This window comes from Streptomyces sp. NPDC001380 (assembly GCF_042895785.1).
Lineage (GTDB): Bacteria > Actinomycetota > Actinomycetes > Streptomycetales > Streptomycetaceae > Peterkaempfera.
In genome coordinates this window covers 340,892-362,394 of record NZ_JBIAWP010000004.1, presented here as the reverse complement: position 1 = coordinate 362,394, position 21,503 = coordinate 340,892, and the positions used below count along the sequence as shown (strand labels likewise).

General features: G+C 75.0%; 14 protein-coding genes and 1 riboswitch. Of the genes, 6 read left to right on the top strand and 8 right to left on the bottom strand.

Translation table 11 applies throughout. From position 1 onward, the window contains the following. Positions 1-66: 66 nt before the first annotated feature. Both ACFY07_RS08110 and ACFY07_RS08105 read right to left on the bottom strand, forming a co-directional pair. Positions 67-1,839, bottom strand: a complete 1,773-nt coding sequence (locus ACFY07_RS08110) for an ABC transporter substrate-binding protein (RefSeq protein WP_390867895.1) — start codon at positions 1,837-1,839, stop codon at positions 67-69. A 110-nt stretch (positions 1,840-1,949) separates the two neighbouring features. Continuing rightward, on the bottom strand, positions 1,950-2,954 hold the full coding sequence (locus ACFY07_RS08105) for an ABC transporter permease (protein ID WP_390867893.1): 1,005 nt from the start codon (positions 2,952-2,954) through the stop codon (positions 1,950-1,952). A gap of 616 nt (positions 2,955-3,570) precedes the next feature. Between ACFY07_RS08105 and ACFY07_RS08100 the strand changes: the two genes are divergently transcribed. Continuing rightward, complete coding sequence (locus ACFY07_RS08100; RefSeq protein WP_390867892.1) at positions 3,571-5,340, top strand: DUF885 family protein; 1,770 nt, start codon at positions 3,571-3,573, stop codon at positions 5,338-5,340. A gap of 69 nt (positions 5,341-5,409) precedes the next feature. Here ACFY07_RS08100 and ACFY07_RS08095 read toward each other — a convergent pair whose 3' ends face one another. The 3 genes from ACFY07_RS08095 to ACFY07_RS08085 form a co-directional block, all read right to left on the bottom strand. After that, the gene (locus ACFY07_RS08095) at positions 5,410-6,312 is read right to left on the bottom strand and encodes an enhanced serine sensitivity protein SseB C-terminal domain-containing protein (RefSeq protein ID WP_390867890.1); all 903 of its coding nucleotides are present in this window, start codon (positions 6,310-6,312) and stop codon (positions 5,410-5,412) included. Between the two features lie 154 nt (positions 6,313-6,466). After that, positions 6,467-7,180, bottom strand: coding sequence for an enhanced serine sensitivity protein SseB C-terminal domain-containing protein (locus ACFY07_RS08090; RefSeq protein ID WP_230651043.1), 714 nt, complete (start codon positions 7,178-7,180; stop codon positions 6,467-6,469). A gap of 469 nt (positions 7,181-7,649) precedes the next feature. After that, on the bottom strand, positions 7,650-8,378 hold the full coding sequence (locus ACFY07_RS08085) for an AAA family ATPase (RefSeq protein ID WP_390867889.1): 729 nt from the start codon (positions 8,376-8,378) through the stop codon (positions 7,650-7,652). Positions 8,379-8,543: 165 nt separating this feature from the next. Beyond that, a riboswitch (glycine riboswitch) is annotated at positions 8,544-8,661 on the top strand. A gap of 212 nt (positions 8,662-8,873) precedes the next feature. On the opposite strand from ACFY07_RS08085, the gene gcvT reads away from it, so the two are divergent. The 4 genes from gcvT to ACFY07_RS08065 all read left to right on the top strand — a co-directional run bounded on the left by gcvT (position 8,874) and on the right by ACFY07_RS08065 (position 13,542). Then, a complete protein-coding gene (gene gcvT, locus ACFY07_RS08080) occupies positions 8,874-9,998 on the top strand; it encodes a glycine cleavage system aminomethyltransferase GcvT (RefSeq protein ID WP_230650869.1) in 1,125 nt (374 codons plus the stop codon). A gap of 158 nt (positions 9,999-10,156) precedes the next feature. Beyond that, complete coding sequence (gene gcvH / locus ACFY07_RS08075) at positions 10,157-10,534, top strand: glycine cleavage system protein GcvH (RefSeq protein WP_230650866.1); 378 nt, start codon at positions 10,157-10,159, stop codon at positions 10,532-10,534. 99 nt (positions 10,535-10,633) lie between these two features. Continuing rightward, the gene (gene glyA / locus ACFY07_RS08070; RefSeq protein WP_390867887.1) at positions 10,634-11,902 is read left to right on the top strand and encodes a serine hydroxymethyltransferase; all 1,269 of its coding nucleotides are present in this window, start codon (positions 10,634-10,636) and stop codon (positions 11,900-11,902) included. Between the two features lie 272 nt (positions 11,903-12,174). Next, positions 12,175-13,542 carry an L-serine ammonia-lyase gene (locus ACFY07_RS08065; RefSeq protein ID WP_390867886.1) on the top strand — a complete coding sequence of 456 codons (1,368 nt, stop codon included), beginning with the start codon at positions 12,175-12,177 and terminating at the stop codon, positions 13,540-13,542. 180 nt (positions 13,543-13,722) lie between these two features. Here the strand turns inward: ACFY07_RS08065 and ACFY07_RS08060 are convergent, their stop codons facing one another. Next, positions 13,723-14,022 carry a hypothetical protein gene (locus tag ACFY07_RS08060; RefSeq protein ID WP_390867885.1) on the bottom strand — a complete coding sequence of 100 codons (300 nt, stop codon included), beginning with the start codon at positions 14,020-14,022 and terminating at the stop codon, positions 13,723-13,725. Positions 14,023-14,421: 399 nt separating this feature from the next. Between ACFY07_RS08060 and ACFY07_RS08055 the strand changes: the two genes are divergently transcribed. Beyond that, the gene (locus ACFY07_RS08055; protein WP_390867884.1) at positions 14,422-15,426 is read left to right on the top strand and encodes a hypothetical protein; all 1,005 of its coding nucleotides are present in this window, start codon (positions 14,422-14,424) and stop codon (positions 15,424-15,426) included. A gap of 4 nt (positions 15,427-15,430) precedes the next feature. On the opposite strand, the gene ACFY07_RS08050 is transcribed toward ACFY07_RS08055, so the two are convergent. Then, positions 15,431-18,019 carry an ATP-binding protein gene (locus tag ACFY07_RS08050; RefSeq protein WP_390867883.1) on the bottom strand — a complete coding sequence of 863 codons (2,589 nt, stop codon included), beginning with the start codon at positions 18,017-18,019 and terminating at the stop codon, positions 15,431-15,433. Then, positions 18,016-21,480 carry a hypothetical protein gene (locus ACFY07_RS08045; protein ID WP_390867882.1) on the bottom strand — a complete coding sequence of 1,155 codons (3,465 nt, stop codon included), beginning with the start codon at positions 21,478-21,480 and terminating at the stop codon, positions 18,016-18,018. The genes ACFY07_RS08050 and ACFY07_RS08045 overlap by 4 nt, the downstream gene beginning before the upstream one ends. Positions 21,481-21,503 lie beyond the last annotated feature (23 nt).

Sequence of the window (21,503 nt, the reverse complement as noted above, 5' to 3'; positions counted from 1 at the left end):
GCCGGACCCGGCCCGCCTTCACCTGCCCTTCGGTCTAGCTGTGCTTACAGGTGAGGACGGCGCGGGTCACTTGCCGTCGGACAGGCCGAGGGCCGAGAAGTCGATCATCCCGAGGGACTGGGAGAACATCACGTTGGTCAGCCGCGGGTTGTAGTAGTTGAGCGACTGCTCCACCACGCCCGGGACGTACAGCGCGAGGTCCATGACCTTGTGGTTGATCTTGGTGTAGTCGGCGGCGGCCGCGGCCGGGTCGGTCGACTTGGCGGCGTCGTCGATCCAGCCGTTGATCTCCGGGTCGTTGATCTCGGAGTAGTTGTTGTTGCCGGACTTCGAGATCAGGCGGCCGTCGATCAGGACGCTCAGGAAGCCCGAGCCGGTCGGGTAGTCGGAGCCCCAGCCGAAGACGTTCAGGCCGATGTTGTGGCTGTGCATGAACGCGGGGGAGCCGACGGTGGAGGCCGACTGCGAGCCGTCGTACTGGAAGACGTTGGCGGTGATGCCGACGGCCTTCAGCGCGGCCTGGGCGGCCACGGCCTGCTTGACGTCCTTCGGGCTGGTGCTGCGGGCCGCGATCGTGGTGGAGAAGCCGTTCGGCTTGCCGCACGCGGCGAGCGCCTCCTTGGCCTTGTCGATCTGCGGCTTGCCGGCGGCCAGGTTGTACGGGTCGTAGGTGTCCGAGCCCGGGATGGACGGCGGCAGCATGCTGGTGGCGATCTTGCCGGCCCACTGGCCGCCGCGGGCGGTCTGCTGGTCGGTCGGGTTGATCGCGTACTCGACCGCCTTGCGGCAGTTGACGTTGTCGAACGGCTTGACCTTGGTCTGCAGCGAGATGTAGCGGATGGTCGCCGCGGGGGCGTCCACCGTGCTCGCCTTCAGCTTCGGGGTCCGGAGGATCTTGCCCTGGGCGGCGGTCTGCACGCCGCGCTGGCCCGCGTCGATGTCGATGGAGCCGGCCAGCAGGCGGCTGTCCAGGTCGTCCGCGTTGGAGGTCACGGTGAAGGTGACCTTGTCCGGCAGGGCCGGGCGCAGCTTGTCGGTGGAGGCGTCCCAGTTGGGGTTGCGCACCATCTCGAAGCCCTTGTTGGCCACGTAGCCCTGGATCTTGTACGGGCCGCTGGAGACCGGGTGCTTGGCGTAGGAGGCGCCGTCGTCCTTGGCACGCGGGACCGGGGCGGCGCCGCCCATGGCCAGGTGGTACAGGAAGTCGGAGTTCGGCTGGGAGAGCTTGAAGACGATGGTGCTGTCGTCCGGGGTCTGGACGGACTTCAGGCCCAGCTTGTCCTTGTCCTTGTCCTTGTACGGGCCGGGGTACTTCTGGCCCTGGTCGAGGTCGCCGATCAGGTAGATCGGGCCGTTGGGGATCACGTCCTGCGCGAAGACGCGCTCGATGCCGTACTTGACGTCCTTGGACGTGATCGGGGTGCCGTCCTCGAACTTCAGGCCCTGCTTGAGCTTGAAGGTGTAGGTCTTGCCGCCGTCGGTGATCGTCGGCATGGCCTCGGCCAGGTCGGGCTGGAGCGCCAGGCCGTCCTTGCCCGGCTTCGAGGGGTAGTTGACCAGGGTGCGGGTGTAGAAGCGCTGCAGGTCCCAGACGAAGGCGTAGTAGCCGATCGCCGGGTCGAGCGAGTCGACGTCCTGGGTGCTCCAGAGCTTGAGGGTGCCGCCCTTCTTGGTGGAAGGGTTCACGATGCTGGTCGCGGCGGCGTTGAAGGTCGACGAGCCGCCGCCCTTGCCCGAACCGCCGTCGGAGCTCTTGGAGCCGCCACCGCACGCGGAGGTGGTGAGGGCCAGCGCCCCGACCAGGACGGCGGCGGCGAGCGCCTTGTTACGAGTAGTCACGGTAATGTCAACCTCCGAGAGTGCCCAGTGCCCGGGGATGGGCCCTGGCCGTCTGATGGACGAGTCCCTGCTCTCCATCGGGTCCTGCGCCGCGCCGGAGCGCGGGCCGGTCAGTTCCCCTTCGGGTCGAGGGCGTCGCGCAGCCCGTCGCCGAAGAGGTTGAAGGACAGCACGGTGATGAAGATCGCCAGACCGGGGATCACCATGTAGGCCGGGTCCACCGTGTAGTACTGGACCGAGTCCGACAGCATCTGGCCCCACGAGGGCGTGGGGGGCTGGACACCCACGCCGAGGAAGCTGAGGGCCGCCTCGTTCAGGATGTTGGTCGGGATCATCAGCGTGGTGTAGACCAGGATGGGAGCGACCAGGTTGGGCAGCAGCTCCTTGAGCAGGATGTGCACCCGGCCGGCGCCCAGGCTGCGGGCGGCCTCGACGAACTCGCGCTCCCGCAGGGAGAGGGTCTGGCCGCGGACGATGCGCCCGATGTAGGGCCACCCGAAGAAGCCGATCACGAAGATCAGGACGAGGATGCGCGGCCCGCTGCCCGAGAGCCCGAACAGCTTGGTCGGGACGACCGACACCAGGGCGATCGAGAAGAGCAGCTGCGGGAAGGCCAGGAGCACGTCCATCGTGCGGCTGATGAACGAGTCCACCCAGCCGCCGAAGAAGCCGGCCGCCATGCCCAGCAGCACGCCGATCACGACGGCGAGGGCGGCGGCGCCGAAGGCGACGATCAGCGAGATCTGCGCGCCGTAGACGATGCGGCTGAAGATGTCGCGGCCGTAGGTGGGGTCGATGCCCAGCAGGTGGGTGGAGCTCATGCCGCCGAAGGCGCCCTTGGGCGTCCCGATGCCGAGCGAGGCGTCGAGCAGGTCGGTGTGGAACACGTCCGGCTCCTGGCCGACCAGGGCGCAGAGGACGGGCGCGAGCGCGCCCACCAGCAGCAGGAGGACGACCACGATGCCGCCGCCGAGGGCGACCTTGTCCCGCTTGAGGCGTTCCCAGGCGATCCGGCCGAGGGAGCGGCCCTCGATCTGCTTGGCGGAGGCGCCCGCGAGCACGGCCTCGGGAGGCGCCTCGGCCACGGAACCGGTGGTCTCGATGGGTGCAGTCATTGTCCTGTCAGATCCCCTCGCCGGCGGTGGCCGGCACACGGTGCCCGGACGGCCGGTCCGCGCCCGGGGTGGGGTGCGGGCCGTATGCCGGTCGTGGTGCGCGGTGTTCGGCTGCGGCAGTACAGATGGTGCGTCAGGTGCGGTGGTGCGATGTGCTGGTGTGCCCGGAGGCACGGGGGCGGATGGCCCCGGTTCGACGTACTGGACCCGGTGGGGCCCTCGGTACGCACTGGCGCGAGAGGCAACCTCGGCTCACCGCGTGCGGCGCAACTCTCCTGCGTCCGAATAGCGGTGCGCCAGACCCCCGGGGCGATGTTTGCGCAACTGTGATCTGCCTGCATGCAGAGCCGAAACCAGCGAATGGATCCCTTCACACGGCTGTAACAAGGGGATTGCGCCGCAGGCGGACGCGAGTAGACCTTCCCGCGTTCCGGAATACGGACATCTGAGTCCGCATAGCGCGACGGTCCACCGCTCCCGGTGCGGGGGGACGGACACCGGACACGGCGGTTCGCGCACGGCGGACCCGGGCGGGGCGGCACGGGGGCGGCGCGGGGGCGGCACTGACGGTCCCGCAGGGCCTCCGGGGGCCGCCGCGTCGGTACCGTCGGGTGCCATGGAGCAGCGCCTGCGCGCGGTGTGCGACCTGACGGTCCCGACGGTCCGCGAGGCGGCCGGGCGGCACGAGTACGACGGGCGGGTGCAGGACCTCTCACCGGACGGGGTGCGGGCCGGGCTGGCGGCGCTGCGGCGGGCGCGGGCCGCGGGCGCGGCGGGAGGGGCCGGGGCGGGAGGGGCCGGGGCGGGACGGGCCGGGGACGCCCGCGGGGAGGACGGCGGCGCGGTCGTGCCCGGCTCCCTGGACGACGCGCACCTCGCCGTCTTCGAGGACGCCCTGGAGGTGCAGCTGGACACGCTCCAGCTGCACCGCCGCGACCCCTCGCTGCACCTCGCCAACCTCGAACTCGCCTGCTACGAGCGGGAGTACGCGCCGGCCGAGGAGCGGGCCATCGCCCGCCGCCGCCACCTGGCCGCCTGGCCGGACGCCGTGGACGCCGCCATCGCCTCCCTGGACCGGCTCTCCGCCCCCGTCGCGGCCGCCCTGCTGGGCGCGGTGCGCGGCCTGGCCGCCGGCCTGCACCCCGGTCACGGCAACAGCCGCAGCCGCGGCAGCGGTCAGGGCCGCGGACCGGGCTCCGGCCGGGGCGCGGGGGCGCCCGGGGCCGCACCGGACGAGGACGCGCCGGACGGTGCGCCGGCGCCCGGCGCCCCGGCGCCCGACCCGCCGGCGCCCGACCCGCCGGCGCCCGACCCGCCGGCGCCCGACCCGCTGGTGACCGACGCGCTGGCGGCCCACGCCCGGCTGGTGGCCCACGTGGCGCGGGCGGCCCGCGGGTGCGACCCCGGCTTCGCCCTCGGCGGCGGCGCCCTGGCCCTGCTGATGGGCAGCCAGGAGGGCGTCCGGGTGGACCTCGGACGCCTCGCGGAGCGCGCCGAGGCCGAGCGGGACCGGATGCGGGAGCTGCTCGCCGAGGCCTGCCGGGCGCTCGACCCGCGGCGCACCCCGGCGGAGCTCGTCCCGGAGCTGCTGGCCGACCACCCCGGCGCGGACGGGGTGGTCCCCGAGGCCGCCCGGCTCGCCGGGGAGCTGCTGGCCTTCACCCGCGAACGCGGCCTGGCCCCGCACACCGACGGGGTCTGCCGGGTGGGCCCGGCGCCGGAGTCGCGCCGCTGGTCCACGGCGATGATGACCTGGGCGGCGCCCGGCGAGCCGGACGCGCCGTCCTGGTACCACGTCACCCCGCCGGACCCGTCCTGGCCCGCGGCGGAGGCCGAGGAGTGGCTCGCCGTCCTCTCCCGCACGACGCTGCCCGCGGTCACGGCGCACGAGGTGGCGCCCGGGCACTTCGCCCACGCACGGTCGCTGCGGCGGGCCGCGACGCCGGTGCGCCGCACCCTGTTCTCGCCGGCCTTCTGCGAGGGGTGGGCGCACTACGCCGAGGAGGTCTGCCTGGAGGAGGGGTTCCGGGCGGGCGACGCCCGGTTCGCCGCCGGGGTAGCCCTGGAGGGGCTGGTCCGGGCCACCCGGCTGGCCTGTGCGATCGGGCTGCACACCGGGGCCATGGACGTCGGGGAGGCCGTCCGGCGCTTCGCGGCCGACGCCCACCTGCCGCGGACGGCGGCGGCGGCGGAGGCCCGGCGCGGGACGGCCGACCCCTGCTACGGCCGGTACACCTGGGGCAAGCTGGAGGTCCGGGCGCTGCGGGAGCGCACCCGGTCCGCGGCGGGCGCGCGGTTCACCCTGCGGGGGTTCCACGCGGCGCTGCTGGAGCGGGGCAGTCCGCCGCTGGGCCTGCTGCCGGCGGGGCCCCTGCGGCTGCCCTGACCGCGGGGCGCCGCGGGGGCGGGGGCGGGCCGGGCACCGCCCCGGCGGGTCGTCGCGGAGGGGCCGCGGTCAGCGCGGCGGGTGGCCGGGCCACTGCTGCGGCTGCGGCTGCGGCTGCGGCTGCGGCTGGTGCGGGTAGCCGTACTGCTGCCCCTGCGGCGGGTAGCCGTAGCCCGGCGCCGGCTGCGGCGGGGCGGCGCCCGCCAGCTCGCGGTCGAAGAACGGCCGGGCGAAGGCGGCCATCCACATCGCCACCGGGTCGTACTCGTCCGCCATCGCCACGGTCGACACCGCGAGCCCCGCCGGGGCGACCGCGATCGAGCGCTGCATCATGCCGCGCACCGCGTCGACCGCCTGCGGGCCGGTGTCGTAGAGGTCCAGGCCGATCGCCAGGTACGGCTCGCCGACCGCGGGCCGCACCCAGGCGCGGCGCAGCGTGCGGACCACCGGGGTCGCGTACGCCTGCTGGGTCAGCAGGGCGTAGTAGTGCGGCGCCTGGACCTGGGGCTCGCTCAGCGACAGCGGGCCGGCCGGCAGCCGGTCCAGCCCGGCCGCGACGCGCCGCAGGTCCGCCCAGGGCACGCCGACGCCGCCGCCCGGGGCGTGCGGGTCCAGCCACAGGCCCCAGCGGTCCCGGTACAGGGAGGCGGCGACCTCGCGCCCGGAGACCTGCTCGTGGGCGCGGGTCCAGCCGCTGGCCGCGAGCTGCTCGGGCGAGGTCGCGCACGGCACGTAGCGGTGGCCGCCGACCTCCATGTTCCCGTACTGGGCGTCCGGGCTGCCGGGCGTGCCCTGCCAGAGCAGCATCCACACCTGCCCGTCGGCGATCGCGTGCAGCAGCGCCTCGTACGCGTCGTAGCGGCCCGGCGCCACCTCGCGCAGTGCCCGCTCGACCGCCCCCGGGGCCGCCCACTGCCCGTGCGCGCCCCCGCCTGCCGCTCCCGCGCTCAACTCCGCCCTCACCTTCTGCATGCGTCGGCAGCACCCTACGGCGCCCGGCACCCGGGCGTCATGCCGCCCGGGGCCGGGGCGCGTCCCGGACACGGGCGCGGGGCGCGGGGCGCGGGTGCGCGTCCCGGCGGGCCAGGGTGCGGGGCGCGGGTGCGGGGCGCGCGTCCCGGCGGGCTCAGGCGCGGACGAAGAAGGGGGCGACCTGCTGCGCCATCCACTCGCCGACCGGGTCCCGGGCGATGTCGAGCAGCACGATGCTGACCTGCCAGGGCAGCGGCGCCACGCCCAGGGCGCGGCCGAGCGCCTCGGTGGCCGCCGCCTTGTCCCCGGGCTCCCAGGCCGTGAGCTCGACGCCGACGAAGAGCACCGGGTCGGAGCCCTCCACCGAGGCGAGCGCCCGGCGGGCGCTCAGCACCACCGGCACGGCGGCGAGCTCGGCGGCGGCCGCGGCGAGGAAGTCCACCGGCTCCTCGTGCATGCCGGGCTCGCGCAGCGCCACCCGCGACCCCGGGGCGGGCTCGGCGGCCCAGCGGTCGTCGCGCGGGCCGCGGCAGAGCTCGTGGACGCCCTCGGGCGGCACCGGGACCCCCACGGGTGCGTCCGGGTTGACCGCGATGCCCACCCCCACCGGCAGGCCGCGGGCGAACTCCCACATCGGCGCGACCGCGAACGGCAGGTTCCCGGCGGTCCGGAGGAAGGTCTCCTCGGAGCTGAAGACCGGGACGTAGGGTGCGCCGGCCAGCTCGACGGCCGGCAGGTCCAGTCCGACGCCGTCGGCGGGGGCGGCGCCGGAGGGCAGCGGCACCCAGACGTGGCTGCGGGCCAGCACCTCGAACAGCCGGGGGGTGGCCCCCGGGTCGCCGATCGCCGCCGAGAGGACCTGCTCCAGCTCGTTGGCGGGCCAGCCGGACTGCTGGTCCCGGGGCGGGTGCCCGGCGGCCTGCTGCGGGTCCGCGTGCCCGCCCTCGGCGTGGTGGCCGTTGGGGTACCGGCCCTCGGCGTACTGGCCGCCGGGGTACTGCCCCTGCGCGTCCTGGCCGCCGGCGTACCCGCCGTACGCCGGGTCCGCCGGGTCCGGGTGCCCGACCGGGGCGTACCCGGGCTGCGCCCAGCCGCCCGTCAGGGGGTCGGCCGCCGTGTGGTCGGCCGGTGTGTGCTCGGCCGGTGTGTACCCGAGGGGGGTGCCGTCCGCCGGAAAGCCCATCTGCCCTGAACCGCCGTTCTCGCCTCGCCCGTACCGGGGCGTGCCCGCGCCGGTACAGGGCACGATAGCCGCCCGGCCCCCGGCGGAGGACGCCCCTCACCGCAGGACCCGTACCGCAGGACGGGAGGGCGCGGGGTCCCGGCCGCGGGCCCGGTCACGGCGCCCCCCGCACCGCCCCGGACCGCCCGCCCCGGGACCGGTCCTCCTCGGGCAGCTCCTCCGCCGGCCGCCTCCCCGCAGGCAGCCCGCCCCCGGCCCGCTCCCCCCCGAACCGGACCAGCAGCGGCGGTCCCGCCCCCGCCCGGTCCAGCAGCACCACCGACACCGCCCCGCCCGGCAGGCGGCCGCCCGGGGCCGCCCGCTCCACCTCCGCCAGCAGCCGCCGCCACCCGGCCAGGTGGCGGGCGAAGGCCGCGGCGGACACGGCCCGGCCGCGCGCCCGCTGGCCGCCCGAGGCCTGCTCCGGGTCGACGTCCAGCAGGAGCAGGTGCAGGCCCCGGCCCTGCCGCCGCGCCCGGCGGCCCAGCCAGCCCCGCACCCAGCCGCGCTCCCCGCAGTCGTGCACCACCACCGGACCGCCGCCGCGCACCGCTCCGCGCAGCCGCCAGTAGTGGACGGCCCGCACCAGCGGCCGGTAGACCGCGTACGGGAGCCGGTCCGGCAGCCGCCGGGCGAAGTCCGCCCGCACGTCGTGGGAGTCGATCCGCCGGACGCCGGGCGGGACGGCCCGCCCGATCAGGGTGCTCTTGCCGCTGCCGGGCAGGCCGGAGACCACGAGCAGGTCCCCCGCCGGGTAGTGCAGCTCCCGGCCGGCCCCGCGGCCGCGCAGGTCCTGGACCCCCTGCGGCCGCAGCACCCCCGCGGTCGCGCGTGCCTCGTCCACACCGGCCCTCCCGTCTCCGGCCGTGCGGGGTCGCACGGGCCCGGGAACACCAAGAAAGAGTAAAGGCCGGGGCGGGGCAAAGGGGAGCGAACAGGCGCGGAGCCGCCCTCGCGCCGCCCGGTCAGCCGTGTCATGATGGGCGCGCCCAACTCCATACCGGCCGTTCGAACCCGCGCGGGAGAGTCCGGCCGCCCGACCGCCCGCACCCCGGGCCGGGCGGCACCGGCGCCGAAGGAGCAAGTCCTCCCCGGAATCTCTCAGGCACAGCTACCGCGCGGGCGAGGCACATCTGGAAAGCGGACACGGCCCTCCGTGCTCCCACCCACGGTGCAAGCCGCCGACGCCCCGACCGCGGGCGGGCGCGGTGAAGCTCTCAGGTTGCGACGACAGATGGGGAGACCCGGGCCGCCGCATGCCCCCGTGCATGCCCGGCAGGTCCGTGCCCGTCCCCCGTCCGCCGCGCCCGACAGCCCGGCCCCACCGAGGAGCACCCCCATGACCGCCGGCCCCCGCCGCACCGCCCTGGACGCCGTCCACCGCGCCCTCGGCGCCACCATGACCGACTTCGCGGGCTGGGACATGCCGCTGCGCTACGGCAGCGAGCGCGACGAGCACAACGCCGTCCGCACCCGGGCCGGGCTCTTCGACCTCTCCCACATGGGCGAGATCACCGTCAGCGGCCCGCAGGCCGGCGAGGCCCTGGACCACGCCCTGGTCGGCTTCGTCTCCGCGCTCGGCCCGCACCGCGCCCGGTACACCATGATCTGCGCCGAGGACGGCGGCATCCTGGACGACCTGATCGTCTACCGCACCGGGGAGCAGGAGTTCCTCGTGGTGGCGAACGCCTCCAACGCCCAGGTCGTCCTGGACGCGCTCACCGCCCGCGCCGCCGGCTTCGACGCCGCCGTCCGCGACGACCGCGACGCGTACGCGCTCGTCGCCGTGCAGGGCCCGGAGGCCGCCGCGATCCTGGGCGCCCTCACCGACGCCGACCTGGCGGGGCTGAAGTACTACGCCTGCCTGCCCGCGACCGTGGCCGGCCGCGAGGTCCTGCTCGCCCGCACGGGCTACACCGGCGAGGACGGCTTCGAGGTCTTCGCCGCGCCCGCCGACGCGGAGCACCTGTGGCAGGCCCTCACCGAGGCCGGTGCCGGGCACGGGCTGGTCCCGTGCGGCCTGTCCTGCCGCGACACGCTGCGGCTGGAGGCCGGCATGCCGCTGTACGGGCACGAGCTGACCGCCGCCACCACCCCCTTCGACGCGGGCCTCGGCCGGGTCGTCCGCTTCGACAAGACGACCAACGGCGGGGACTTCGTCGGCCGCGCCGCCCTGGAGAAGGCCGCAGCCGACGCCGAGGCCGCCCCGCCGCGCCGCCTGGTCGGCCTGGTCTCCGCGGGCCGCCGGGTGCCGCGGGCCGGGTACGCCGTGGTGGACGCGGACGGCGCGCCGGTCGGCGAGGTGACCTCCGGCGCCCCCTCCCCCACCCTGGGGAAGCCGATCGCCATCGCCTACGTGGACGCCGCCCACGCCGCCCCGGGCTCCTCCGTCGCCGTCGACGTGCGCGGCACCCGCGAGCCGGTCGAGGTCGTGGCGCTGCCGTTCTACAAGCGCGCCCGCTGACGGCGGGCCGCACCCCCCGCCGCCGCCCGCGCGGACCCCGCCCCCTCCGGGCGGTGCCGCACCCGCAGGCGCGCCGCTGACCTGCCGCTTCGCCGGAGCCCCGGCCGACATGCGGCCCGTTTCGCCGTACCCGCATCCCATCCTGGAGAATTGCCGCCATGAGCAACCCGCAGCACCTGCAGTTCAGCAAGGAGCACGAGTGGCTGACCGCCCCGGAGGGCGGCGTGTCCACCGTCGGCATCACCGCGCACGCCGCCGACGCGCTCGGCGACGTGGTCTACGTCCAGCTTCCCGAGGTCGGCCAGGCCGTCACCGCCGGCGAGCCGTGCGGCGAGCTCGAGTCCACCAAGTCGGTCAGCGACCTGTACTCCCCCGCCAGCGGCGAGGTGACCGAGGTCAACCAGGCCGTGGTGGACGACCCCGCGCTCGTGAACTCCGGCCCGTTCGAGGACGGCTGGCTGTTCAAGGTCCGGCTCGACGGCGACCCCGAGGGCCTGCTGAGCGCCGACGAGTACACCGCCTTCACCGGCGGCTGAGCACTCGCCGGCCACCCCCGCAGCGGCCGCAGCCGGGCAGGACCCCTGCGCTGCGGCCGCCCCGGTCTCCCCGCCCGCCCTTTCACCGGAAGACCCCTGATGACGGTTCTCAACCAGTCCCTGCACGCCCTCGACCCCGAGGTCGCCGCCGCGGTCGACGCCGAGCTCACCCGCCAGCAGACCACCCTCGAGATGATCGCCTCCGAGAACTTCGCCCCGGTGGCGGTCATGGAGGCGCAGGGCTCGGTCCTCACCAACAAGTACGCCGAGGGCTACCCCGGCCGCCGCTACTACGGCGGCTGCGAGCACGTCGACACGGTCGAGCAGATCGCGATCGACCGCATCAAGGAGCTGTTCGGCGCCGAGGCCGCCAACGTGCAGCCGCACTCCGGCGCGCAGGCCAACGCCGCCGCGATGTTCGCCCTGCTCCAGCCGGGCGACACCATCCTGGGCCTGGATCTGGCGCACGGCGGCCACCTGACCCACGGCATGCGGCTCAACTTCTCCGGCAAGCTCTACAACGTGGTGGCGTACCACGTCGACGAGCAGACCAGCCTGGTCGACATGGACGAGGTGGAGCGCCTGGCGAAGGAGCACCGGCCGAAGCTGATCGTGGCCGGCTGGTCCGCGTACCCGCGGCAGCTGGACTTCGCCGCCTTCCGCCGGATCGCGGACGAGGTCGGCGCCTACCTGATGGTGGACATGGCCCACTTCGCCGGCCTGGTGGCCGCGGGCCTGCACCCCTCGCCGGTGCCGTACGCGGACGTGGTGACCACCACCACCCACAAGACGCTGGGCGGCCCGCGCGGCGGCGTGATCCTCTCCAAGGCCGAGCTGGCCAAGAAGATCAACTCCGCGGTCTTCCCCGGCCAGCAGGGCGGCCCGCTGGAGCACGTGATCGCCGCCAAGGCGGTCGCCTTCAAGGTCGCGGCCTCGGAGGAGTTCAAGGAGCGCCAGCAGCGCACCCTGGAGGGCGCGGCGATCCTCGCCGAGCGCCTGGGCCGCGCCGACGCCGCCGAGGCGGGCGTGGCCGTCCTCTCCGGCGGCACCGACGTCCACCTGGTCCTCGTGGACCTGCGCACCAGCGAGCTGGACGGCCGCCAGGCCGAGGACCGGCTCCACGAGGTCGGCATCACCGTCAACCGCAACGCGGTGCCCTTCGACCCGCGCCCGCCGATGGTCACCTCCGGCCTGCGGATCGGCACCCCGGCGCTGGCCACCCGCGGCTTCGGCGCCGAGGACTTCCGCGAGGTCGCCGACATCATCGCCGAGGCCCTCAAGCCGGGCTTCGACGAGGCGCGGGCCGAGGAGCTGAAGGCCCGCGTCGCCGCGCTGGCCGCGAAGCACCCCCTCTACCCGGGGCTCTGACCCGCAGCCCGGGCCGGGGACTCCGGCCCGGGCGGCCTCCGCGCGGGGCGGCGCGCGCCGCCCCGCGCGGAGGCCGCCGCCCCTCCGGGGCACCCGCCTTTTGGGGGGCCCCGCCCTCCGGGTGACACTGGGGGCGGGCGGACGCGACCCGTCCGCCCGCCCCGTTCGCTTTCCCCCGTCCGCGCGCCCCCTCCCCCGGCACCCCCGGGGAGGGCCGTGCGGACCCGAACCAGCCCCACACCGCCGTGGGGCCCCCGGGAGTCGGTTCCACCGTGGCCATCAGCGTCTTCGACCTCTTCTCCATCGGCATCGGCCCGTCCAGTTCCCACACGGTCGGCCCGATGCGCGCCGCCCGGATGTTCGCCCGGCGGCTGAAGTCCGAGGGGCTGCTGGTCCGCACCGCCTCCGTGCGCGCCGAGCTCTTCGGCTCGCTCGGCGCCACCGGCCACGGCCACGGCACGCCCAAGGCGGTGCTGCTCGGCCTGGAGGGCCACTCCCCGCGCACCGTGGACGTCGAGGAGGCCGGGCAGAGCGTGGAGCGGATCCGGGCGACCGGCCGCCTCAGCCTGCTGGGCGCCCACGAGATCGCCTTCGACCCGGACCGCCAGCTGATCCTGCACCGCCGCCGCTCACTGCCGTACCACGCCAACGGCATGACCCTGTGCGCGTACGACGAGGCCGGGGTGCCGGTGCTGGAGAAGACCTACTACTCGGTCGGCGGCGGCTTCGTCGTGGACGAGGACGCCATCGGCGCCGACCGGGTCAAGCCCGACGACACCGTGCTGCGCCACCCGTTCCGCACGGGCGAGGAGCTGCTGCACCTGACCCGCACCACCGGGCTGTCGATCTCCGCGCTGATGCTGGAGAACGAGAGGGCCTGGCGCAGCGAGGCCGAGATCCGGGCCGGGCTGCTGGAGATCTGGGGCGTGATGCAGGAGTGCGTGCGGGCCGGGATGACCCGCGAGGGCATCCTGCCGGGCGGCCTGAAGGTCCGCCGCCGGGCCGCCACCGCCGCCCGCGCGCTGCGCGCCGAGGGGATCGGCCCGGCCAACGCGATGGAGTGGGTCACCCTCTACGCGATGGCCGTCAACGAGGAGAACGCGGCGGGCGGCCGGGTCGTCACCGCGCCCACCAACGGCGCCGCCGGGATCGTGCCGGCCGTGCTGCACTACTACATGAACTTCGTGCCGGGGGCGGACGAGGACGGCGTGGTCCGCTTCATGCTGGCGGCGGGCGCCATCGGCATGCTCTTCAAGGAGAACGCCTCGATCTCCGGCGCCGAGGTCGGCTGCCAGGGCGAGGTCGGCTCGGCCTGCTCGATGGCGGCGGGCGGCCTGGCCGAGGTGCTGGGCGGCACCCCGGAGCAGGTGGAGAACGCGGCCGAGATCGGCATCGAGCACAACCTCGGGCTGACCTGCGACCCGGTGGGCGGGCTGGTCCAGATCCCGTGCATCGAGCGCAACGGCATGGCGTCGGTGAAGGCCGTCACGGCGGCCCGGATGGCGCTGCGCGGCGACGGCCGCCACCACGTCTCCCTCGACAAGGCGATCAAGACCATGAAGGAGACCGGCGCCGACATGAAGGTCAAGTACAAGGAGACCTCGCGCGGCGGCCTCGCGGTCAACGTCATCGAGTGCTGACGGGGCGGGTGCGGACCGCACGTTCCGGTCCGCCACGGCCCCCGGTGCTCCTCCTCCGCCCGGCCGGGCGGAGGAGGAGCACCGGCGGGGGCACGCGACCGTGACGTCACCGGCGCCGTTGCCACGCCCGCCCCACGGAGCCCCGGAGGCGTCCTCGCCCTCCGGGGCCGTGGCGGCCGGTCACCTGGGGCGGCGCCTGCGTGCTCTGCGCTTCCGGGACGCCGGCACCCCGGGGGAGTCGTCGGGGGCGGAGGCGGCCTCCCGGCCGAGGAACAGCATGGAGGCGAACTTCAGCACGTCGCTGCGCACCCCCTCGCCCTTCCGGGAGAACCACTCCAGGACGAGCAGTTTGAGCAGCACGGCGGCGGCCAGGACGGCGATGCCGACGGCGAGGGCCTGGAACGGGGAGAGGCCGGCGACGTGGGCGATGACGGAGCCGGTGCCGACGGCGGCAGAGGTCTTCACGGACGTGGTGGGCATGGGACTCACTCCTGCGGGGAGGCTCGGCCCTTCCTGGGCCTGCGGGCCGGGTGCCCGTGGAACCCAGGAAACCGGGCACTCCTCAGCCGCCCCATGGGCTTCGTTCTGAACTTCAACCCGCCTGGCAGAAAAGGGTGCTGACCTTGGTTCAGGTAAGGTTCAGACAGCCCCTCCCGCTCCGGCGGGACATGCCCCGGGAGGGCGCCGCAGCGAGGCTCGCCGCCCCGTGGCGCGGACGATCCTGACCTCCCCGCGGAGGCGGGAGAGAAACCGGTCCGGACCGGGCGGGCCCGCGCCCGTCCCCCGGGGGTCCGGGAGCCTCGCTCCCGTGCTGGGGGCGGGCGCCTCGGATGCACCCGTCCCTGCCCGGTCCGCCGTACCGCGCTCTAGCATGAGGCCATGGGGGACGGGGTTCCGGAGCAGGACAGGCCGTGCGTCAGCGCGCTCGGCGAACTGGTCGTGGAGAGCCCCGTGGGGGGGCAAACGCCGCTCGTCGGGGTGGGAGCGGCCATCCTGCTGCGGCTGCTCTTCATGCAGGGGCAGCTGGTGTCCTGCGAGAGCATCAGGGACATGCTGCCGCGCCGGGGGTCCTCCGGCGCGGTGTACACCCATGTCGGCAAGGTGAACGCGGTCCTCAGGAGGCACGGGGTCGAGATCCCCAGGTCGGCCTCGAGCGGCTACCGGCTGCCGAAGGACCTCCTCCGCCTGGACGCGCTCGAATTCCCGGGCCGGGTCGCGGCCCTGGGAGGAGCACCGGACACCGGCGAGGTGGCCCGCCTGCTCGCGATGTGGCGCGGGGATCCGCTCCAGGTGCACCACCTGGTCGAGGACAGGCACTGGAACGCGGCGGTCAGGGCACGGCGGCAGCTGGTGGACGCCGTGTCGGCGCTGTTCCGGCAGGGTGTGGAGGTGGAGGGCTGGGCCGTGTTCGCGGACCGGTTCGGACACGACCCGGCCGTGGGGCGGGCGGACGCGCTGTACCCGGGGCGGAGGACCAGGACGCGGCGGCGATTGCTGATCGTCGAGGACGACGAGCAGATGTGCCGGCTGCTGGAGACCCTGTTCGGGGACTGCGACATCACCACGGTCAGGGACCTGGACGAGTACCACCGGCTCATGGCCGGCGATCCGCCGCAGTTCCACGGTGCCCTGGTCGACCGCCACCTGACCCCGCGCAACGACGACAACCACGGCTTCCACGCCCTGATGGACCTCCAGAAGCGCAGGATTCCGAGGATCCTCATCACCGCGTACTTCCTGAGCGGCGACGTCCAGCAGAACTACCGGAACCTCACCGAGCGCTTCGGGCTGTCCGGAATCTGCACCAAGGCCGACCGGACGGACGGCGCCTTCGACAGCCTCCATGTCCGGGAGGCGGTCGACCGCATGCTGGGCCCGGGCTGACCCCTCAGCCGGCGGGGGCCCCGGTGACCGGCAGCTCGATGCGCACGTGGGCTCCGCGGAGCTCGTGCGAGCGCCCCAGGAACCGGAGGGTGCCGTTGTGGTCCACGATGAAGTTCCGCGCGAAGGCGACCCCCCGGCCGCTGCCCTTGGGCGCGGCCGGCGGAGGGCCGCCCACCAGCCCGTTGAGGAAGGGCAGCCAGCACTCGGCCACCCCCGGCCCGCTGTCCTCCACGTCGATCCGGGCGACGGGGCTGCCGGCTCCCCCGCGTCCGCGCGGCAGGAGGCCGAGGGTGACCCGGATCCTTCCGTCGGTCCCGACCTCGCGGAGCGCGTTGTCGAGGAGGTTGCCCACAGCCATCTTGAGGAGCTGGTGGCTGGCCCAGACGACCACCTCCCGGTCGGTGCCCGGCACGAAGTCGACGGCGACGCCGGGCGGCGCCTCGGCCAGCAGGCCCAGGCAGTGGCTCTCGAGTTCGGACCGCAGGTCCAGAGGCTCCTTGGCGTTCAGGTCGTCGTACAGGCGCTTGGGGTCGCGGGCCCGCGCCTCCGCCAGCTGGCTCTCCTCCACGGCCCGCAGTGCGCCGTGCAGGTTGGCGCGCCCGCCCTCCGAAAGGTCGTCGCGCTCCAGCGTGCGCCTGATGGCGTCGGCCGCTCCGGCCAGCCGGTTGACCCTCGTGTGCGCGTACGACTCGCGCACCTCCAGCAGGCCGAGCACCGCGCTCTCCTCGCTCCGGTCCCGGCGGTCGTAGAGCTCCCGCAGGTCCTGGTCGAGGAGGGACTCGACACGACGCGGGTCGGGGCCGGTGAGGAGGGCCGCCAGTCCGGACCCGTTCCAGCGGTACCGGCCGCTCCCCGGGTCCTGGCGCAGGAAGCCGGCGGCCGCGACCCGGGAGAGGGCGGCACCCAGTTCCATCGGAAGGCTCCCCGCCGTGGACGCGGACGGCCCGAGGACCGCCGCGACGTCCTCGGGCGACAGGGCCAGGTCCGGCTCACCGCGGACGAGCAGCAGGACCGAGCGCAGTGCAGCGGCCGCCTCACGGTCGGAGCCGAGGAACGACTGCTCCACCACCGCGTCGTGGAAGGCCGCCTGGGCGTCGGGGTCGGCGCGCCACTCCTCCAGCGCCTCGGACGTCAGCTCGTAGGGCCGGTCGGTGTCCGGTATCAGCCCTGCCAGCGCGGCCCGCAGCGCCACAGGATGGCCGTCGGTGTCGTACAGGAGCATGTCGACGGCGGCATCGGTGGAACGGACGCCGAGGAGGTCCAGCCACCAGGCGAGGTCCTCGTGCTCCTCGTGCGGATGGGCGGCGGGACCGGAGCGGTCGTCCGGCAGCGGCTGCCGGCCGACGATGTCCACGACCCGCAGGCCCCGGCCCATGGACCGCAGCAGGTTGACCGTGCGGTGGCCTCGTGAGGTGGCCCGGCCGTGGCGGTCCGGGGCGGCGAGCTGGAGCACCGTACGGACGTCGAGGACCGCCACGCCCGGCGGGACGAGCTCCCGCTGCCCGGCCGTGGCCTGCATGCGCAGAACCAGCCAGGCCGCCGGCCGGTCCTTCTCCGGGACCTCGGGCGCCCAGCCGTCCGGGCCCACGTACAGCCGGAGCTTGCGGGGCAGGGCGAGTTGCGGGATGCGCTGGTAGTCGGCGACACCCGAGAGCCAGGTGACGAATCCGCCTCCGTGCTCCTCCACCTGGTGCCGGGCGGCGTCGGCTCCGAGATGGGTGTCGAGGGCGTTGGCGAAGCCGCGCACGGTCTCGGCCGACATGTGCAGGTGCAGCTCTGCGAGTGCCGCCACCAGCGCGGCACCGGACTCGTCGTCCGGCCGCCACTGGCTGCCGAACTCCGGTCGGGCGCCCACCGATCCGGCGTACCACGCCAGCGCCTCGCGCACGGGCACGTCCGCCCACGGCCAGATCCGTTGGGCGGGCACGGTGAGCGGTCCGCCGACGGCATCCGGGGAGGGGCCTGCGTCCAGCAGCCTTTCGGCGGCGGCGAGTTCCCCCTGGCGCAGGCAGTTCCGTACGGCCTGCTCCCAGTCGGCGCAGGCCTGACCGGGCGCGTCGGCCCCGCCCGAGGTCCAGCCGTCCTCCTCCACCGCAGCGCAGAGCCGGTCCTCCAGTTCGGCGATCCGGCGCCTCTCGGCCTGCTCCAGGCGCCCCTGCCAGTCGGCGAGGACCGCGTCGGCGTCCGCCGACCGGACCTCCAGCAGCGGCTCCAGCCCCTCCGGCGGCCGGTCGGCGAGGCCGGCGCGGACCGCCCGGCGGGCCAACCGGTCGAGACGGCGCCCGAGCCGGGCCCTGGCCTCGGCGACGGCCGCCTCGACGGCGCCCTCCACGTCGGCCCAGCCGGGCACCTGCCGGGCCGCTGCGAACTCGCCCCGCTCGATGAGCGCCGATGCCGTGTGCTCGGGGAGCCCCATCGGGCGGGCGAGTCCGTCGGCGATCGCGTCCGCCGCCGCGTCGGCTCCGAGCACCGCACCCTCGTCCGTGCGGCTGAGCAGGGCCAGCAAGGACGGGTAGCGCCATCGCCCGGCCCAGTGGGCCACCAGGTCGCGGGGGACGGCGGGGACCTCGGGCTGCTCCTGCGCTGCGGTCATACGGATCCCCCCCAGGCGGCGATGTCGGACAGTCGGGAGAGCACGTCCCGGGCGAGCAGCGGCTCGGGGCCGTCCAGGTCCTCCGCCGCGGCAACCACCCGGGGCAGCAGCGAGGACAGCGCGCGGGCCACGGGGGCGTGCCCGGCAAGCCTGCGGGTGCCTGCCGGGCTGTCCGCGTTCAGGAGCGCCACAAGGTCGGCGGCGCCCTCGGCGACCTCGACGAGCCTGGCGACGAAGTTGAGACGCTGGTTGTTGGCCATCAGCCGAAGCTCGTGTGCGGCATCCACCGAACGGGTGGCACGGTCCAGGACCCGGTCGACGTCGGAGGCCGGATGAGCGGCCAGCCACTGCCGTACGGCGTCGCCGTCCTTGGCGTCGATCGGGCCCTTGAGGCAGCCGAAGTCGCCGTCGGGGCCGAAGAGCCGGGCATGGGTGCGGGTGCCGGACTGGAAGCGGAAGGTGACCTGGGCCGCGCGGCCGTGGCGCCGGGCCAGTTCCTCCCACGCCCGGTCGACTTCCGTCCGGTGCCGGGTGCGGTCCGCCTGGACCCGGATCTCGGCCACGGGCACCGGGCCCAGAGTGCCGTCGCCCCAGTGGTCCCGGCCGAGCCGGGAGAGGGACCTCCAGGGGTCGGCGAGGTACTGCTCCAGCAGGTCCAGGGCCTCCGCGGCGGCGTCTCCCCGCTCCGCGGTCAGGATCTCCGCCACACACAGCGACACCAGGGCGGCGGCCTCGGCGCCGGCCCAGGGTCTGGACCGCTTCAGGCTGTCCTCGACGTCGAGGGCGGCCTCCAGCACCGCTTCGTCGAAGTGGGCGCCGCCGCGAGCGGCCGCCACCAGCGACAGCGGCAGGCGGGGGCGGGTGTGGTCCCCGGGGATGGCTGCACGCAGCACCACGGCCTCGACGAACATGCCGCGCTCCCAGCAGTCGCGCATCAGCCAGCGGCGCCAGGCCCGGGCCTCGGGGCTCCCGGCGAACCGTCCGCTCGCGTACGCGGCCGCCGGACGCAGCACCGGGCGGTAGGCGTCGTGCCGCCTCAGGGTGTCGAGCAGGGCCCACACGGCGTCGCCCCCCTGGGCTGCGAGCTGCTCGACGCAGTCACGGACCAGTGCCGCAACGGCGGCCGGGTCTCCGGACGGGGCCTCCTGCGCCACGGTGTTGAGCAGGCGCTGGGCGCGGCCGGCCATGTCCGGTGCCGCCGCCTCGACCCCGGTGGCCGTGGGCGCGCTGCTCTCCACCGGATCCGGCGCGTCGCGCTGCGGGGCACCGTGCACGGCATCGACCAGCCGGTCGGCTGTGCGCCGGTCGATGAGCCTGAGACCGATCTCGCTGGGACGCTTGTGGGAGAGACCGGGAGCCTGGCTGCCGAGGGAGAGCAGGTCGAAGCTGCCGACCAGCGCCTCGTCGTCGCTCACCATCAGACGGGCGTTGGTCGCCTGCTGGACGACCTGGAGACCACGGTCGGCGAAGGCCGCCTTCAGGCCGGCCAGCAGCCGGCGGGGGCCTTCGGCGACGCCGGTCGACTCGGTGGGCCGGCCGTGGGCGACGGTCACCCGGACACCTGCCCGGAGCAGCTTCTCCAGGGCCGCGGACGCGCGGAAGTCGAAGGCGTCCGGGCCGACCCGGGCACCCGACAGCAGCAGTCGGGAGCGGCTGTGGCGCAGCGCCTGCCACAGGGTCTCACGGTGCGCCCCGTCCACCTGGACCATGGCCCACGGCAGTGTGCGGGCCTCGAGCTGCCGGCGCAGGGCGGCCGCGTGCTCGACCCATGCCTGGCCCCACACCGCCGTCACCGCCGCGGAGGGCGGCGCGCCGTCGGCGGGCACGGCGGGTTCGGCGGGGAGCTCGGGGAGCAGGGGCTCCCAGGAGGAGGACCGCTCCTCCTCGGCCTCCCCCTGCCTCGCTGCACCACCGGGCGGCTCTCCGCCGGACGCGGTGCTCGCGCCTTCGGTACCCGCAACCTCCGTGAAGTCGCTGTGCCGGATGTGGACCTTCTGGCCGACCGAGTAGTCCGGCACTGCGGTCCTGGCCCAGCGCAGGATCCCTTCCACGGGGTCGCAGGGGCCGGAGGTCGGGGCCTCGACCCGCACACCGACCTGCAGGGCGCGGTTCTGCCGGTCGCGGCCCTCCCTGCCGTGCCGGGGCGGTGGAGGGCTCAGGAAGCGGTGGCCCGTCACCAGCGCGGCCCGGTCGTCGCAGACCGCCAGGCAGGCATGGGTCCGGCTGGGACGGTAGGTCCATACGAGCTTGCCGCGGCCCGCCCGCCGCAGGTCGTTGAGGAGGTTGCGCACCTTCTCCGAGAGCTCGTCCCCGTGCCTCTCCCCCCACAGCAGGACCACGTGGACGCCTCTGGCCAGCGCCTGGCGCAGGTGCTCGGAAACGGCGTAGAGGGACTCGTAGCCGACGGAGGGGCAGGCGAGGACGATCTGCCGGCGCGCGCGTTCGATCAGCTCGACGACGGTCTCGCGGTGGTCGTCCGGGTCGACCACGACACGGGTGCGGACCTCGGAGGCGACCCGCAGCCGCAGCAGTTCCGTCACCTGGCGGCTCTGCCTGGCGAGTTCGTTGTGCCGGGCGTGCTGTGTCCCGGGGGCGGATCCGGAGACCCCGGCCGCCGCCTGCTCCAGTCGCTCCAGGGCCGTCTCCAGGGACGGGGCCTCGACGAACTGGCTGTTGGCGGCACGGCGTACCTGGGTGGCGAAGGCGTTCTCCGGCAGGGTCTCCAGCAGCTCGGCGATCCGGCTGAGGGCGCGCAGCCGGCTCTCGGTGGGAAATGCCGGGTCGTCGGAGAAGAGCCGGATCTTCTGGGCGTCGTTGTCCCACCCCACGGTGATGCTCAGGGGCAGCCAGCGGTTCTGCGGCGGCGGACGGAGGTCGGCGGGGACGAGCTGGGCGGTGAGCACGCGCTGCTCCCGGCCCTGTGCGCCCTGACGGCGCTCCTGGCGGCGCTCCTGGCGCAAGTGCTCGTGGAGGGCGTCGGCCAGCTCGGCCTGGGTGAACTTGTCGTCCGTGGCCCAGCGGTCGAGCACCGGGACGACGTGGTGGCCCTCCTGCGGCCGGGGGGAGCCGTTGACCGGCATGAGGGTGCCGGTCAGGGAGTCCACCATCAGGGGGTACTCGACGCTGTGGACCTCGGCGCCCTCCAGCTCGTGCAGCGTCCCCTGCGCCGCGCGGCGCCGGACGTGGTCCGCGGCCCGCACCACGCCCCGGGCGAGGTCCAGGGTGATGTAGTTCTTGTGCCACAGGTCGGAGATGATGTCGAGGGTGAGGCGCTGACCGAGGCCGAGGCTTCGGGCCAGTTCGTCGGCTCCGTAGACAGCCGGCTCGTCGAGGCCGTCGGCCTCGTGGAGCGTGAGCTTCTTCAGGACGATCTGTTCGATCGGGGAGACGAACCGGCCGTAGCCCAGCGTGACCCTGACCGGCACCACCACGCACCGCACACTGACCGTCAGGTTGCCCATCCGTGCTCCTCCCCCGTCACCCG